A 14389-nucleotide genomic window follows, 5' to 3' on the forward strand; every position below is an offset into this window, starting at 1 on the left:
TGATAGTAGGAAGCGACGCCCGTCTGAGCATGCCCCGGTTTGACGCGTGCCTCGGCATCCGGGCCCGAGACGAGAAGAAACACCCCGAGCGAGGCGAAGATCAGCGTTTTGTTCATAAGGCAAACCATCTTTAGATCGGCCGGCTCGTGCAATTGCAGAGCGCACGTGATGCCGGTCAGTTGATAACCTGGCCGCGAGTATAGGGGAAATCACCTATAGGGTAAACCCTAATATTAGGGAAAACCCGAATCGTTGGCCGATCCCGGTCTATCGATGGTCGGGGCAGCGGGATGGTGTAGCAGACGCACTCAGCCTCCGGCAGACGCCTTCAGCCCAGATCCGGCGGTAGCGGCAATCACCCGGTAGATGAGGCGTCAGATGACAAAGATCGTCAAATAAATCAACGATTTATATGCAGAACGAAGCGATCAACCGCCGGATCTAGGTTGAAGGCAGGCGGCAGGCGGCAGGCGGCAGGAAGCAGGAAGCAGGAAGCAGGAGGCAGAAGGCAAAAGGCAGAAGGCAGAAGGCAGGAAACAGGAAGCAGAAGGCAGGCGGCAGGAAGCCCCGACGCTCCACGCAGGTTCCGTGAACCGCCTGCCTCATCGTCCTGCCTCGATCTTGGCTGTCGATCCCGCGCCCGTCATTTCGGGCATTGGCCCGACCAGGCTTGCCGGCAACGTCTTGGCCGCGCTGATCAAAGACACCACGACTGCTGCCAGATACGGGACGGACTGGACGATCAGGACAGCGACCCAGACCCGGACATCCAGCATGAAGGCGTCGTCGCGGAGCATGATGAGGCCGGCCGCGAGCCAGAAGGCGATGACGAAAAGGCCTTCTTCGCGCGCGTCGGCCAGGGCCCGTACCAAAGCCGGGGCCTGTGCGAGCTTGGGGGTTCTGAAGAAGCCGAGACCTCCCGAGACGAGGCCGCCGAACATGGCGCGCGCGATCGTGTGCGAGAGGGCCAGCCCGGCCAGGCCGGCGGCGAAGCTCTGACGCAGGGTCGCGGTCACCCGACGCCGATAAAGCAGGAAACTCTTCGACATCTTGAAGCCGAACAAGACCAAGGGCACCAAAGCGACGGTCATGTAGGGCGGCGTCACCTGCAGTGGAAACATCACCATGGCCACGGACCAGGCGAGTGCCGCGAAGTTGAACAGGAGGTTGAAGCCGTCCGCGAACCAAGGCAGCCAGCCGGCGACGAAGTGATAGCGCTGGCCCGCCGAGAGGGTCGTTTTGCGGATCCCCAGAAGCTCGCGGCGGTGGTGTTTGAGGGTGCGCACCGCTCCGTAGGCCCAGCGATATCGCTGTTTCTTGAAGTCGGCGAAGGTGTCCGGCATCAGGCCGCGCCCGTAGGTGCAGGGGATATAGAGCGCTTTGTGGCCCTCCTCGAAGACGCGCAGTCCAAGCTCGGCGTCCTCGGTAATGCACCACTCCGCCCAGCCGCCGACGGCGTCGAGCGTGGGTCGGCGGATCATGGTCATGGTGCCGTGCTGGATGATGGCGTTGCGCTCGTTGCGGGTGACCATGCCGATGTGGAAGAAGCCGCGATACTCGGCCATACACATCGCCTTGAAGGCGTTCTGGTCGGCGTCGCGGTAGTCCTGCGGGGCCTGTACGATGGCGATCTCGGGGTCTTGGAAGGCGGGTACCAGATGTCTTAGCCAGAGCGGCTGCACAATATAGTCCGCGTCGATGACGGCGATGACTTCCGCTCGCGGGTCGGTCTCGCGCAGCGCGTAGTTGAGTGCGCCGGCCTTATAGCCCGCGAGCGGATCCACATGGAAGAAACGGAAGCGTTCGCCGACGGCTTCATTGAGATGCCGGCAATGCGCCTCCACCGGCTGCCAGACGACGGGATCCTTGGTATTGTTGTCGATGACCAAGACCTCGAAGCCCGGATAGTCCAACGCCGCCAAGGCATCCAACGTCTCGATCAGGAGCTCGGGTGGCTCGTTGTAGGCGGGCACGTGGATCGAGACGAAGGGTAGCTCCTCGTCCGGCGCTGCGCGCAAGGGGAACGGCCGGCGCCACCGACGCAGCCACAACGCCTCCGCCCATTCGTGGGTCTCGGCCATGATCAAGACAATGACGCCGACCCCGCCGACGAGCAGCAGTATGCCGACGATGGCCGTGGCCGGCGTCATGTAGAGCCGTGTGTAGTCGTAGACGATCCAGACCGCCGCGGTGGAGATCCCGTACATCACGAGCGCGAGAAACCCTTTGCCCTTGCTGGAAAGGCTCGCGCTGTCCCGATAGAGAAAGACCAGGAGCAGGATGGCCATGACCACGGAGAGGCCGGCAAGCTCTTGCCAATGGGGGATACGCACCACCGGCTGGGTGAAGACGAACTTGGGCTCGCGGTCGGTGTTGTAGACACCCCAGTAGGCGCCGGTCGCACCTTCGATCCTGGTCTTCCAAGTCTGGTCGAAGGCCTCCATGACATAGTAGACGTAGCCTGCCTGCTCGGCGTGCGCAAGGAAGCGGCGCAGGAACCGCGTTTGATTCGTCAGCGACGCCTCCGCTCCCCGATTGCGCCGGCCGTTGCTCGGCCAGCCAACCTCTCCGATGATGACCTCTTTGTTTGGAAACGCGGCTTTGACCTCGTCGTAGCGGCTGACCGCATAGGCTACGGCCTGTTCGACGGGGACACCTTCCCAATACGGCAGCAGGTGGACGGTGATGAAGTCCACATGGTCCGCAAGCTCCGGATACTTCAGCCAGACATGCCAAGGCTCGGCGGTGCTTACCGGTAGCCAGGTCATCTTGCGGACCCGGTCCAGGTATTGGGTCAGCTCGGAGACCGAAACGTCCTCGCGCAGAATCGACTCGTTGCCGACCATGACGCGGACCAAGTTCCGATAACCTTTGCTCAGGATCTCGCCGAGCTGTGCGAGCTCGATTTCGTTGGCGTCGGGATCGGATCCGATCCAAGCGCCGAGCGTGACATTCAGACCGCGCCCCGCGGCGAGACGCGGGATCGCCGAAAGTGTGCTTTCGACCGAATAGGTCCGCACGGCATGGACGGTTCCCTGCAAGAGGGCCAGGTCTTCGTCGATCTCCTCGGCGGTCGGGAAGTTCTTGAATGCCGGATCGTTGTGCGCACGCATCGGTGCGAACGAGAAGCCTTGGATGCGATTGGGCCAAGGCGGCTCGTCAGCCGGCCGATTGAGCAGGGCCCACGCCGCAACCGTCAAGAGGGCGATCAGCACGGGGATGAGGATGTTGCTCGAATGTCTCACGGTGCTCGTCGGGCGTTCTGGCCGGGTCGACCGCCGCGCGGCAGGCTTCGCGGGCGGCGGGGTTTGATGAGTCAAGAGGCGGTACGAACCGGCACCTTGAAGGTGAACTGTTCGAGATCGCGACCGCACCTGGACAGCGTGCGCAAACGAGAGTCGAGGCTTCGGCGACTCGGCGTTCAGCACCGAGATAATAACGCGATTTCGATGTGGGAGATGAGGTGGTTCGGGCCGATGTCGGACCGGCTTATTCCTTTGTGGTCCCCCGCAATGGCGTTAGACTCGGCTGCGACGTGGAGCGAGCACGGTTGAGTTGGTCCCGAGCATCGAGTTTGGCGTGCGATGTCGGTCTCCGTGCCGAGCCCCGATGGGCTCCGTGCCAAGCCCCGAGGCGATCGGCAACGCTGCCACGGCAAACAACCGGCACGCCAGCCGAGTCGGGCCAGGTCGCCGTTGCTTGCGATCAATCGGGCCAGAAGCCCCGCGCTCAGCGACAGCCACTCGTGTCCCGGCGACTCTAAACATGAGGAGAGGACAACCATGAAGAAGACATTCATCGCCTTGGCGGTCTCGATGGGGTTTGTTGCGACCCTGGCCGCGGCGGACGATTCGGCTCTGCGCGAGAAGGCGAAATCCGCGGGACTTCTCCCGATCCCCGCCGGCGTGCCCGAAGTGGCAGGAAATCCCGTCACGCGGGAGAAGGTCGATCTCGGACTCATGCTGTTCATGGATCCGCGTCTTTCGGCAAGCGGGGTCATCAGCTGCAACACGTGCCACAACCTCGGCATGGGCGGCGACGACAACCTCCCGACATCCGTCGGACATGGTTGGCAAACGGGTCCGAGGAATTCACCGACCGTGCTGAATGCCGTGTTCAACGTGGCGCAGTTTTGGGACGGTCGGGCCGACGACCTCAAGGATCAGGCGAAGGGGCCGGTCCAGGCCGGTGTGGAGATGGCGAACAAGCCCGAGAACGTCGTCGTCACGCTCAAGAGCATCCCCGAGTATGTCGAGCGCTTTACCAAGGCGTTCCCGAACGAGCCGGATCCCGTGACCTTTGACAACATGGCCAAGGCGATCGAAGCCTTCGAGGTGACCTTGGTCACGCCCGGATCGCCGTTCGATGACTGGATCGAAGGCAACGATGCGGCCATGACGGACGCGCAAAAGCAGGGTCTGGATCTCTACATCGAGAAGGGTTGCAGTGCCTGTCACGCAGGGGTCAACTTCGGTGGCCAGGACTACTTCCCGTTCGGTCTGATCACGAAGCCCGGCGCCGATATCCTCCCGCCGGACGACAAGGGCCGCTTCGAGGTCACCAAGACGGCGTCCGACGAGTACGTCTTCCGTGCCGCGCCGCTGCGCAACATCGCCTTGACGGCGCCGTACTTTCACTCGGGTGCGGTTTGGGATCTGGGTGCAGCCGTTGCGCTGATGGGGACCGCGCAGCTCGGGACCGAGATCTCCGACGCAGAGGCGGCTCAAATTGTTGCCTTCCTGCATGCGCTGACCGGAGAGCAGCCGAAGATCGAGTATCCGATCCTGCCCGTGGAAACGGCCGAGACGCCGCGGCCCAACCTCTCGGCCTTGCCTGTCTCGAATTAGAGTGGAGAGGTTTGACGGACCGCGACGCGCTGACGTCGAGCTAAACTTATGAAAATGCAACACCGGTGCGGCGTGGGTCGCACCGGTGTTGCCGGTCGATCAACGCGCGGAGCCGAGTCTGTTCGGCGTCGCCGACTTCGCGTTCGAGTACGGCCCGCTTTCGGCGCTCGGAGCCTCGAGGATGTCCGGTGTCGGGTTTGGGGACTTGAAGCGACGCGATTCGGCGTTACCTTCGATCCGACCGCGGCGATTCGGCGAGTCACAGCTGTCGATTCGTCCGGAGAAACCGCTTCATCAGCAACCAACGCTGCTGTCTTCGGCTCACCGGCAGGGCATGACCGATTCTAGTCAAGGTGTCGCAAAGGCGCTGGCCAAGCGGGCGAGATCGAAGCGGCGGCGACGGGTCGGGGTTTCGCATGGGGGTGAGAAGCGCTCTCAAGGGAGGTTGGAGGCGGAGGGTCAAGAAAAGACAGCGGCCGTCACGGCTTCTGATCGGCGGCTTTCGACCACCTGCCGCAACAACGCTTTCGCGCAACTTCCGCAGCGACCGCAGTCGCCGGGCACGCCTAATTCCTTCCGCAGGTCGGCGAGTTTTTCCGTTCCTCGTTCCGCCGCCGCGATGATCTGCCGCTCGGTTACGGCTTGGCAAACGCATACATACATGAGACTTCCCCGAAACTCCCGCTGTTGTTGAAAACATGATAAGAATGAGTCGCATTTGTGTCAAGATGTCTTTTGGCGCCTCTTCAATTTGTTTTTTAAAGGTCGAGTCCAGATGAAATCCCACCCGTCCATCAATCAGCATCACAACGCGGTGCTCAAGGAAGCGCTGACCGCGATCAATCAATATTTCCTGCACGCGCGGATGCTCGGCAACTGGGGATTCAAGACGCTGGAGAAACGGGTTTATCACGCATCGATCGAGACCATGAAGGAGGCCGACTCGATCGTCGAGCGCGTGCTCTTCCTGGAAGGGTTGCCGAACCTCCAAGACCTCGGCAAGTTACTGATCGGAGAAGATGTTCCCGAGATTCTGCACGGCAATCTCACGATGGAGCTGCGTTATCGCGAAGCCCTTGCCGGCGCCATCGCCCACTGCGAGCAGCAGGGCGATTTCGTCAGCCGGCATCACCTCGAAGAGATCCAGGAGTCGAGCGAGGAGCGTATCGACTGGATCGAAACCCAACTTTCACTGATCGCGAGCGTCGGACTGCCGAACTATCTCGAGTCGGCGATCTGACTACTGCAGCCCCGGAGACCAAAACATGAAAGGTAACCCCGAAGTGATCGCCCACCTTCAGCGCCTGCTCTCCAACGAGCTGGCAGCGATCGATCAGTATTTCATACACTCGCTCATGTACGAGGACTGGGGTTTCGCCAAGCTGTTCGCGCGCATCGAGCACGAGGCCACGGAGGAGAAGGAGCACGCCACGATGTTGATCCGGCGCATGCTGTTCCTGGAGTCGACGCCGGATCTCAGCCAGCGCGACGGTCTGCGCGTCGGCGCGAACGTTCCGGAGATGTTGGCCAACGATCTACAGGTCGAGTACGAGGTCGCGGCCGCGTTGAAGGAAGCCATCGCCTGTTGCGAGCAGCACAAAGATTTCCAGACCCGTACCGTTCTGTTGCAACTGCTCAGAGACACCGAGGAAGATCACGCCGACTGGCTTGAGCAACAATTGGGCTTGATCGATCGGGTGGGGCTCGAGAACTACCTCCAGTCCCAGATGCATCCCTCCGTTCCGGCCTAAGCCCTACCTGGTCCTCCGTCGGCGCTCGTCGGGAGGATCACGTACCGATACCCCGTCGACGGTCGCGCCCCCGGTCTCTCGGCCCTCCGCGAGGGTCGAGACTCGAAAAACGCGCTGCCGAGCCACACGGCGCGTCGGTGACAAGCGTAGTGTCCAGCCATACAATCCCCCGCAGTCTTTGGGGAGACGCCCGTCAGTGGCGCCTCCCGGCTTCAACGTCGGTCTGTCGGGAGAAGACATCTGTGAAATACGCTGCAAAGAGAACCTGGCCGGATAAGCCCAAGTCATGGGAGGCCAAGGGTGAGGCGGAAACGGCCGAGGCATTCGCCCTGGGATTCGCTGCCGACCAGGGGCTGGGTCTGGGGACCGAGCTGGTCGTGATCGAACGCGAAGGCGAGGATGCCGAGATCCAGTTCTTCAAGATCGCCAGTACCTCGCCGTATCAACTCGTGCAGGCGGAGCCGAGAGCCGGCGCGGGAGGTACGCCGCGGCAAGAGGCTATGCCCGAGCCGTCTTCGATGGCTTCGAGCGTCGCTGCGGAAGACGCGAGCGCGCAGGTCGCCGCCACGCCAATGGACAACCTGCGCCCCTTTAAGACCATGGTCCTCTATATGATCAAGGTCGCCCTCGTGGCGTTCGGTGCGATCTATGCCCTCGGGTATCTGTTTCGATATCTGCGCTCCGTCCTCTGAGTCGATCCCGCGTGGGCGATTTTTCGCCCACCCCGCCGTCCCCCTTCACCATCCACGGCGCGTCCCGACCGTCCCCACATTCTCGCGCCTTGGCGCCCCGATGCCGCGCGCGGGTTGCGTCTGCGTCCGTTGAATCCCCCTTTCCGACCTTCCGGCCTTTCCCTTTATTTTTTTATGTAAAAGAAACTTGACATCTCAGCCTGTCAAGCTAAGATGACACACAAGGACAGCAAGTCAGTCCGAACGTTCCGGGTCATAAGGAACGAAAGCGTGTTTCGTGGAGGTAGTCGGTGCCACGGAGGTTCGCCCCCCGATCGATATCGGCGGCGCATTCACTCATTCTCACGACGGAGCTTAAACCATGGCTGAGCAAGCAAGCCTTTCGGGTTTAACCGAGCAGCAGGCGAAAGAGTTTCACGAGCAGTTCAAAGTCACCTACACCGCGTATGTCGGCCTCGCCGCGCTGGTGCATCTGTTCATCATCGCAGCCAATCCCTGGTTCTAAGAGGAGAGACCCATGAACGTATTCGACTACAAACCTCTTGAGCAGGACTATCGGATTTGGCTGGTGCTGAATCCTGCGACTTGGCTGATCCCGATGTTCGCCGCCCTGCTCGTCATCGCGCTCGCCGTTCACGTCTATGCCTTCTCGTTGTCGGGCAATGCTTGGACGCCGGCTGAAGCTGCTGCCCCGGTTGCCGTAGAAGCTCCTGCGCAATAAGACACTTGGCCGCCGATTTTTGAAGCGGCGCCATAATTACACCTCTCTATCGGAGATACATCGATGGCCGAGCAATCCTTGTCGGGTTTGACCGAACAACAAGCGAAAGAATTCCACGAGCAGTTCAAGGTCACCTACACCGCGTATGTGGGTCTTGCCGCGCTGGTGCACCTGTTCATTATCGCTGCCAATCCTTGGTTCTAATTAACCCGACTACGACGAGAACAAGATCATGAGCGAAATCGCAAAACCGAAAAACCCGGAAGACGATTGGAAGGTGTGGCTGGTTCTGAACCCCGCAACCTGGCTGATGCCGATCTTCTTCATGTTGCTGATCATCGCGCTGGCGCTGCATGCCGTCGTGTTCCAGATGGGATTCGGCTGGGCTTGATGCCTGTGCATGGCGGGGCTGCCGTCGAGTAGTCCCGAGGACGATAGGCCGGCGCCGCATGGCGCGCCAATCGTCGACGGCGGGTAGTGAGTGGCAGATCTGCCACTCACACCCGCCGTATCTCGTTCAAGAGCCCTCATTTTCCAGTCCGATACGATCGACCGTCTTCCCTCCCGTCATTTGCTCGGCACCCGCTCCCCCTCGCTCTTCCGCTTTTTGCAACCGAAATTGCCGGGTTTCGTGGACTTGGATCCACTCTCTGGGATTGCTTCGGTTGGTGTCGGCGGACGGTTTCCTGACCAAGCTTGCGATTGTCTTCTCTCCTCCTGTACTGCGGGCCGTCTGCGGCCCCTGATCCACGGCCGAGGCGTGTCTAGGCGTTCGGTGCGCGTCCCCTGGACCCTATCGGATATGAGGTCGCCTGGGCCGAGGCGGCCGTGCGCGACTCAGTTCGCTGGGAGCACGCTGGCCCTGATTGCGCAACAATATGAAATATATGTAGTTATTGACCTGTTCAGAGGAGCGGAAAAGTTATTTGTCTAATCTTCTTGACATTGCTGAATGTAAAGCTAAGATGACACACAAGATCTCTGGTCAATTTGAAGTTTTGAAGCCCGGTGAGATCGGGCGCAGAGAATGGGGTGCGATTAATGCACCCAGGTCGCCGGCCGTTTTCATCGAAGCGGCGGTATCAGCAACCCATATCATGGAGTTCAAACCATGGCCGAACAGGCAAGCATTTCGGGTCTAACCGAGCAGCAGGCGAAAGAGTTTCACGAGCAGTTCAAAGTCACCTACACCGCGTATGTCGGCCTTGCCGCGCTGGTGCATCTGTTCATCATTGCAGCCAACCCCTGGTTCTAAGAGGAGAGACGTAAATGAATGTCATGAATTATAAGCCTCTTGAGCAGGACTATCGGATCTGGCTGGTGCTGAATCCTGCGACTTGGCTGATCCCGATGTTCGCCGCGCTGCTCGTCATCGCGCTTGCCGTTCACGTCTATGCCTTCTCGTTGCCGGGCAATGCTTGGACGCCGGCTGCTCCGGTCGCTGTTGAAGCGCCTGCTCAATAAGACATTTAGTCGCTGATTTCTGAAGCGGCGCACTCATACAACTCTCTATCGGAGATACATCGATGGCCGAGCAATCCTTGTCGGGTTTGACCGAACAACAAGCGAAGGAATTCCACGAGCAGTTCAAGATCACTTACACCGCGTATGTCGGTCTTGCCGCGCTGGTGCATCTGTTCATCATTGCTGCCAATCCTTGGTTCTAATTAAACCGACCACGACGAGAACACGATCATGAGCGAAATCGCAAAACCGAAAAACCCGGAAGACGATTGGAAGGTGTGGCTGGTTCTGAACCCCGCAACTTGGCTGATGCCGATCTTCTTCATGCTGCTGGTCATCGCGCTGGTGCTGCATGCAGTCGTCTTCCAGATGGGATTCGGCTGGGCTTGATGCCTGTGCATGGCGGGGCTGCCGTCGAGTAGCCCCGAAGACGATGGGCCGGCGCCGCACGGCGCGCCCATCGTGGTCGAAGGGCGGGGATGGTCCTACCTGGCAACCCCGTCCTTCGAAAACCCGATGACCGCCGAGCCCCAGACCCCGACCGACATCGACGTCCCTCCCGAAGCCGCTCACCCGTCGAGCAGTCGACCCCTCCTTAGGATTGCCTGTCCGGTGCCCACCCGCGCCGTGCGTGATCGGGTATGCCGCCTTTCGGTCCTGACCCGAGCATGGTGGATCATTGATGCCCCGAGTGCGATAATCCCCGTCCCTCACGACATCGCTCTCGTTTCCGAGCCTAATTCACCTGTGGAGCTGAACCCGGCATGAGTCGTAACGACGATCCCTGGGCGCAAGCCTGGCGCGAGCTGCTGCCTCGGATACTGCCTTTTTCCGATGTCTCGTCGGCCGATTTTCCGCTGCGCCGAATCCTGCGTTTGTCCCTGTTTCAGGTCTCGGTCGGTATGGCCATGGTGCTGTTGCAAGGAACCCTGAATCGGGTGATGGTCGTCGAGCTAGCCGTGCCCGCATCGCTCGTCGGTCTCATGCTCGCGCTGCCGCTGGTGTTCGCACCTCTACGTGCATTGATCGGCCATCGATCCGATTACCACCACTCCGCATTCGGCCTGCGCCGCATCCCCTATATCTGGCTCGGCAGCATGATGCAGTTCGGCGGATTTGCGATGATGCCGTTCGCGCTTCTGTTGCTCGCCGATGTCAATAACCAGTTCAACGTTCTCGGTCAGCTTGGCGCCGCACTTGCCTTTCTGTTGGTCGGCGCCGGACTCCACACGACGCAAACCGCGGGTTTGGCGCTCGCTACCGATCTCGCACCGCCGGAGAAACGCCCTCGCGTGGTGGCATTGCTTTACGTCACCCTCCTGGCCGCTTGGGCGGGAAGCTCGCTCCTGTTCGGTCAGCTGCTCACCAACTTCAGCAACGAGCTGCTGATTCAGGTCATCCAGGGTGTCGCCTTGGCGACGATCATTCTGAACGTCGTCGCCCTCTGGAAGCAGGAGGCGATGGACCAGCAACGTGCGGCCAATCCGGTTCCGCGCCCGCCGTTCATGGAGACCTGGCGGAACTTTACCCGTGGCGGGCGGGCGAGCCGACTGCTGGTGGTCGTGGGTCTCGGGACGTTCGGTTTCACGATGCAGGACATCCTGCTGGAGCCTTACGGCGGTCAGATCCTCGGACTCAGCGTCTCCCAGACGACCGCGCTCAACGCCATTTGGGCGGCGGGATCATTGCTCGCCTTCGTGCTTGCCGCGCGCCTGATGGGACGTGGCAGCGAGCCCTACCGGATTGCGGCGATCGGCGCCCTGATCGGGGTCTTCGCCTTTATCGCGGTGATCCTGTCAGCCCCCCTGGATGCAGTCTGGCTCTACCGAACCGGTGCAGGGTTGATCGGTTTCGGTGGCGGGCTCTTCATGGTGGCAACCTTGACCGCTGCGATGGCGCTCGCCGAGGGCGGCTTCAGCGGTTTGGCGCTCGGCGCATGGGGCGCTGTTCAGGCAACCGCGATGGGCCTTGCCTTCGCTGCCGGCGGCATCTTGCGTGACGTTGTCATGGCGATGGCGAATCGAGGTGTCTTCGGAGAAGACCTGGCCTGGCCAGGCCTGGGATACGATGTAGTTTATGCCCTCGAGATCCTTTTCCTCGTCGGCACGCTTGTGGTGATTCTCCCGCTGGCTCTTCGCCCCGGAGATGCCAACACCCGAGCCGGATCGAAGATCGGTCTCGACCACATGCCTTGAGGCATTGGTCTCGCCGCCCCGCCGCGCGAAGGCCGGCGAGGCGTTTCCTGCCTCGCCCGATTCTGCAAGCCTGCGGAGCAGCTCGGCGCTCGCCGAGCCGAGCGATTGCTTCAGGCCGCAAAGGTCTCGATCGCCAAGGCGAATGAGGAGATCCCCGAGTTGCCCAGCAGGGCATGCGGTTTCTCGGTGCGCTTACAGAAACGTTTGGTCCGATAGTAAGCGCCGTGGCTGACGTAGTCGGTTGCGCAGACGACGATGTCGGCCGATGCGAGCATTGCCTCGAGCCGGTGTTGGCTGTCTTCCATGCCGCCGTCGTGGTGGTCGAAACGACCGTTGCAACCCGCCACCATTGCACGATACTGATCGACGAGCTGCTTGCGCCCGCCCACACAGAGCACTAAACGTCCACCAAGATCCTTGGGTTGCACGCACGTCTCCGATGTACAGCCGTCGCACCGATCCGCGAGCAGATGCGCGAGCAGGCGTTCGGTCGCCCGGCATTCGGCCTCCGCCGCGCGCCTGCCGCGTTCCGATGCGTTGGCCTCTTCTCTTGCCTGTGTACCGACGCATCGAAGGTTTGCGTTCTCCTCGCGGAACCGATTCAGCTCGGCGTCCAAGTCGGCGACCCGATCGGCAAGTGCGCTCATCCTCTCCTTTAGGCGTGGACCCTTGAATAGCTCGAGTTCTTCACGCAGGGCCCGCTCCTGCGCACGAGAGTCGGCATAGTCGCTCTCGCGGCTCGCCAGAGCGGTCTCGAGCGCGCGCATCCTCGCCTCGCGTAGGTCCGCCTGCTGACGGGTGCGCGTGTGCAGGTCATCGAAATCGCGTTGCAGCTGCTCGAGCTGCGTGCGCGTCTCGGTGAGTCGCTTGAGATCGGCGCGTTGCCCGGCGCCGATCTGATGCGACAGCATGTGGATCTCCTCGTATGCGCGTGTCATGACCCGGTGGTCGGCGTGCGGGTGTGTCATGAGTGCCCAGAACCCGCCGGGAACCTCCCCGGTTTCGAGCGATTCGCGCCAGAGCCGAAGGAGCGCGTCGGCGTCGCGTGCCTTTGCATAGCGTCGCACGCTGATGCTGAATTTCTTCTCCAGTGTCTTGTGTGTCGCCAGCGACAACGGATTCTTCTCGGCCGCTGCCGCGACAAAGCTCACGTGGATGTCGAACTCCGATAGGGGTGCCTCGGGCCGTTGCGCCGTCCGGTCGGCGATTCGGCGCAGCTCGTCCACGGTGAGACAGGTCCCGATAATCGGGCAGTGGTATTTGTGCGGGATGTCCCAGAGTCTGCGTCGTCCGGTCGATTTCAGGGCTGGCAGACGGCGCGGTGGGCCGGACGGCTCGGTCAGTGTCGCTGCGGAAGCGGCGGCCGAGATCGATGGGCTCGGCGAGCGCGCGAGCGCAATCGGCGGCGACGCGCGCCCATCTGGTTCGGGGAAGAGCGCTTGCGCGATCTTGCTCTGCACGCGTCGGGCTTGCGGAAGGTTGTCAACCGCCGAAACCTCGGCATGATGCGCGCAACAGGTGCGCTTGCGTGGGCCGCTGCCGATCCGCAGCTCCTCGAACATGCGATGCCATGATGCACCTTCCACCTCGGCGAGCAGCTCCTGACTCTCGAAGTCATAGATCGCGAGTCGCGCAGCCTGGTCGGAGACCTCGAAAATTAGCCGTTGCATGGAGGCGCCCTCTTAGACCGCCGTGTTCTGCTGGTGCGCTCCCAAGCGTGCTCGGGAGGCCGGCATGACGGCTGCACTCGGCATATTTTCAAGCTCGATGTAGGGCGGCATTGCGCACTCCTTGATTGATTCCGGAAGGTCGGCGGACGCGCATAGGGGCGAGGCCCTGTTTAATGCGCGACGGTGGCGGCTCTTTGTGCGAGCCAGCGCCAATGACGCGCCAGTCGGCGATAGGCACAAAAGCGTTCGGCATCGGACCCGAGATCAGGATGAAGGTAGAGGGTCTCGATGGATTCGACGACCCGTTCGGCCAGATCGGCCGACCTATGCCGAACGTAACGGCGAATGAGCTCTCCGAGATGCAGTTCCAGCTCCTCCGGTTTGAGCCGAGCGAGATCGGAGTGTGAAACCAAGGGGGAATCGACGGGCATGGTGTGTCTCCTGAAACATCAAGCGGTTGTCGAACAATGCCCCGCTGGCGATACGGACGAAGCGTCCGGGATTTGGCTGACGGGAGTCCCGCATCGAACGGGACTGGAAACTGTCGCGAGCGCTCGGCGTGTGCTCCGGTCAACGCCGTATCAGACTCGACTGCCGGCTAAAATCTTAATAAGAATTGTTCGCATTAAAGATAGATGGTGGACTGAGACTTGTCAACGGGAAGCTGCGGCGCGAGTCCTCGGCAGGCGCGGGCTGCTCCCGCGGAGAGGCGGATCCGATAGTTGACACGCCCGCGTAATATCTTTTTACAATGGATCATACTGTCGGGTTGCGACATCGACGACGGCAGGCAGGTTCAGCGTCCGAGTACCTCGAATCGAAAACCCTCCGGGACTCCCCGAACCTTCTTTAAGGGCACCTCATTTCCATGGACAATCGCTTGGCCTTAGGCGCTGTGCTCTCCTGTCTCACCCTTTCCGCGAATGCCTACGACGTCACCGACAGCTTCTCGATCGGCGCGGTGTTGGGCGCGGCGGGTCAATGCCAGGAGGGTCTGGGCGGGTTGGTCGACGAGGACGGGCAGGGGCTGGAGGGCAACACCTGCCGGG

Annotated in this window: 17 protein-coding genes and 1 pseudogene; 14 read left to right on the plus strand and 4 right to left on the minus strand. The window is 61.3% G+C overall.

Going from position 1 to position 14389, the window contains the following annotated elements; genetic code table 11:
* Positions 1 to 602: 602 nt before the first annotated feature.
* A complete protein-coding gene (locus tag GPT33_RS08235) occupies positions 603 to 3245 on the minus strand; it encodes a glycosyltransferase (RefSeq protein ID WP_296807236.1) in 2643 nt (880 codons plus the stop codon).
* 537 nt (positions 3246 to 3782) lie between these two features.
* On the opposite strand from GPT33_RS08235, the gene GPT33_RS08240 reads away from it, so the two are divergent.
* On the plus strand, positions 3783 to 4847 hold the full coding sequence (locus tag GPT33_RS08240; RefSeq protein ID WP_296807240.1) for a cytochrome-c peroxidase: 1065 nt from the start codon (positions 3783 to 3785) through the stop codon (positions 4845 to 4847).
* Positions 4848 to 5306: 459 nt separating this feature from the next.
* Here the strand turns inward: GPT33_RS08240 and GPT33_RS18885 are convergent, their stop codons facing one another.
* Entirely contained in the window at positions 5307 to 5510 is a 204-nt protein-coding gene (locus tag GPT33_RS18885; RefSeq protein ID WP_363929141.1) for a (2Fe-2S)-binding protein, read from the minus strand.
* Between the two features lie 112 nt (positions 5511 to 5622).
* On the opposite strand from GPT33_RS18885, the gene bfr (GPT33_RS08245) reads away from it, so the two are divergent.
* From bfr (GPT33_RS08245) to GPT33_RS08300, 12 genes are all read left to right on the plus strand, one after another.
* Positions 5623 to 6087, plus strand: coding sequence for a bacterioferritin (gene bfr, locus GPT33_RS08245; protein WP_296807242.1), 465 nt, complete (start codon positions 5623 to 5625; stop codon positions 6085 to 6087).
* Positions 6088 to 6112: 25 nt separating this feature from the next.
* On the plus strand, positions 6113 to 6598 hold the full coding sequence (gene bfr, locus GPT33_RS08250) for a bacterioferritin (RefSeq protein ID WP_296807244.1): 486 nt from the start codon (positions 6113 to 6115) through the stop codon (positions 6596 to 6598).
* A gap of 242 nt (positions 6599 to 6840) precedes the next feature.
* The gene (locus tag GPT33_RS08255) at positions 6841 to 7290 is read left to right on the plus strand and encodes a hypothetical protein (RefSeq protein WP_296807246.1); all 450 of its coding nucleotides are present in this window, start codon (positions 6841 to 6843) and stop codon (positions 7288 to 7290) included.
* Positions 7291 to 7651: 361 nt separating this feature from the next.
* Positions 7652 to 7795 carry a light-harvesting protein gene (locus tag GPT33_RS08260; protein WP_120797904.1) on the plus strand — a complete coding sequence of 48 codons (144 nt, stop codon included), beginning with the start codon at positions 7652 to 7654 and terminating at the stop codon, positions 7793 to 7795.
* A 12-nt stretch (positions 7796 to 7807) separates the two neighbouring features.
* A complete protein-coding gene (pufA, locus tag GPT33_RS08265; RefSeq protein WP_093028038.1) occupies positions 7808 to 8011 on the plus strand; it encodes a light-harvesting antenna LH1, alpha subunit in 204 nt (67 codons plus the stop codon).
* A 63-nt stretch (positions 8012 to 8074) separates the two neighbouring features.
* A complete protein-coding gene (locus GPT33_RS08270) occupies positions 8075 to 8215 on the plus strand; it encodes a light-harvesting protein (RefSeq protein WP_120797905.1) in 141 nt (46 codons plus the stop codon).
* 28 nt (positions 8216 to 8243) lie between these two features.
* Positions 8244 to 8402 (plus strand): light-harvesting antenna LH1, alpha subunit, encoded by a 159-nt coding sequence (gene pufA, locus GPT33_RS08275; protein ID WP_093028030.1) that lies wholly within the window; start codon positions 8244 to 8246, stop codon positions 8400 to 8402.
* Between the two features lie 720 nt (positions 8403 to 9122).
* Complete coding sequence (locus tag GPT33_RS08280) at positions 9123 to 9266, plus strand: light-harvesting protein (RefSeq protein WP_093028037.1); 144 nt, start codon at positions 9123 to 9125, stop codon at positions 9264 to 9266.
* A 14-nt stretch (positions 9267 to 9280) separates the two neighbouring features.
* A complete protein-coding gene (gene pufA, locus GPT33_RS08285; protein WP_232409444.1) occupies positions 9281 to 9475 on the plus strand; it encodes a light-harvesting antenna LH1, alpha subunit in 195 nt (64 codons plus the stop codon).
* Between the two features lie 62 nt (positions 9476 to 9537).
* Complete coding sequence (locus GPT33_RS08290; RefSeq protein ID WP_093028033.1) at positions 9538 to 9678, plus strand: light-harvesting protein; 141 nt, start codon at positions 9538 to 9540, stop codon at positions 9676 to 9678.
* Between the two features lie 28 nt (positions 9679 to 9706).
* On the plus strand, positions 9707 to 9865 hold the full coding sequence (gene pufA / locus GPT33_RS08295) for a light-harvesting antenna LH1, alpha subunit (RefSeq protein WP_120797906.1): 159 nt from the start codon (positions 9707 to 9709) through the stop codon (positions 9863 to 9865).
* Positions 9866 to 10239: 374 nt separating this feature from the next.
* Positions 10240 to 11670 (plus strand): BCD family MFS transporter, encoded by a 1431-nt coding sequence (locus GPT33_RS08300; protein WP_296807261.1) that lies wholly within the window; start codon positions 10240 to 10242, stop codon positions 11668 to 11670.
* A 110-nt stretch (positions 11671 to 11780) separates the two neighbouring features.
* Here GPT33_RS08300 and GPT33_RS08305 read toward each other — a convergent pair whose 3' ends face one another.
* Together GPT33_RS08305 and GPT33_RS08310 are read right to left on the minus strand one after the other, a co-directional pair.
* Positions 11781 to 13340 (minus strand): DUF2325 domain-containing protein, encoded by a 1560-nt coding sequence (locus GPT33_RS08305; protein ID WP_296807263.1) that lies wholly within the window; start codon positions 13338 to 13340, stop codon positions 11781 to 11783.
* Between the two features lie 170 nt (positions 13341 to 13510).
* Positions 13511 to 13771 carry an ATP dependent RNA helicase gene (locus GPT33_RS08310; RefSeq protein ID WP_296807265.1) on the minus strand — a complete coding sequence of 87 codons (261 nt, stop codon included), beginning with the start codon at positions 13769 to 13771 and terminating at the stop codon, positions 13511 to 13513.
* 437 nt (positions 13772 to 14208) lie between these two features.
* On the opposite strand from GPT33_RS08310, the pseudogene GPT33_RS08315 reads away from it, so the two are divergent.
* Positions 14209 to 14389, plus strand: a pseudogene (locus GPT33_RS08315) (porin); the annotation flags it as partial.

Origin of the sequence: Thiocapsa sp., from assembly GCF_011390875.1 — a bacterium.
Lineage (GTDB): Bacteria > Pseudomonadota > Gammaproteobacteria > Chromatiales > Chromatiaceae > Thiocapsa.

Bases quoted from the DNA above. Each gene is read 5' to 3' on its own strand.
- GPT33_RS08240 (WP_296807240.1), top strand. From the start codon at position 3,783: ATGAAGAAGACATTCATCGCCTTGGCGGTCTCGATGGGGTTTGTTGCG.
- GPT33_RS18885 (WP_363929141.1), bottom strand. From the start codon at position 5,510: ATGTATGTATGCGTTTGCCAAGCCGTAACCGAGCGGCAGATCATCGCG.
- bfr (WP_296807242.1), top strand. From the start codon at position 5,623: ATGAAATCCCACCCGTCCATCAATCAGCATCACAACGCGGTGCTCAAG.
- bfr (WP_296807244.1), top strand. From the start codon at position 6,113: ATGAAAGGTAACCCCGAAGTGATCGCCCACCTTCAGCGCCTGCTCTCC.
- GPT33_RS08260 (WP_120797904.1), top strand. From the start codon at position 7,652: ATGGCTGAGCAAGCAAGCCTTTCGGGTTTAACCGAGCAGCAGGCGAAA.
- pufA (WP_093028038.1), top strand. From the start codon at position 7,808: ATGAACGTATTCGACTACAAACCTCTTGAGCAGGACTATCGGATTTGG.
- GPT33_RS08270 (WP_120797905.1), top strand. From the start codon at position 8,075: ATGGCCGAGCAATCCTTGTCGGGTTTGACCGAACAACAAGCGAAAGAA.
- pufA (WP_093028030.1), top strand. From the start codon at position 8,244: ATGAGCGAAATCGCAAAACCGAAAAACCCGGAAGACGATTGGAAGGTG.
- GPT33_RS08280 (WP_093028037.1), top strand. From the start codon at position 9,123: ATGGCCGAACAGGCAAGCATTTCGGGTCTAACCGAGCAGCAGGCGAAA.
- pufA (WP_232409444.1), top strand. From the start codon at position 9,281: ATGAATGTCATGAATTATAAGCCTCTTGAGCAGGACTATCGGATCTGG.
- GPT33_RS08290 (WP_093028033.1), top strand. From the start codon at position 9,538: ATGGCCGAGCAATCCTTGTCGGGTTTGACCGAACAACAAGCGAAGGAA.
- pufA (WP_120797906.1), top strand. From the start codon at position 9,707: ATGAGCGAAATCGCAAAACCGAAAAACCCGGAAGACGATTGGAAGGTG.
- GPT33_RS08300 (WP_296807261.1), top strand. From the start codon at position 10,240: ATGAGTCGTAACGACGATCCCTGGGCGCAAGCCTGGCGCGAGCTGCTG.
- GPT33_RS08305 (WP_296807263.1), bottom strand. From the start codon at position 13,340: ATGCAACGGCTAATTTTCGAGGTCTCCGACCAGGCTGCGCGACTCGCG.
- GPT33_RS08310 (WP_296807265.1), bottom strand. From the start codon at position 13,771: ATGCCCGTCGATTCCCCCTTGGTTTCACACTCCGATCTCGCTCGGCTC.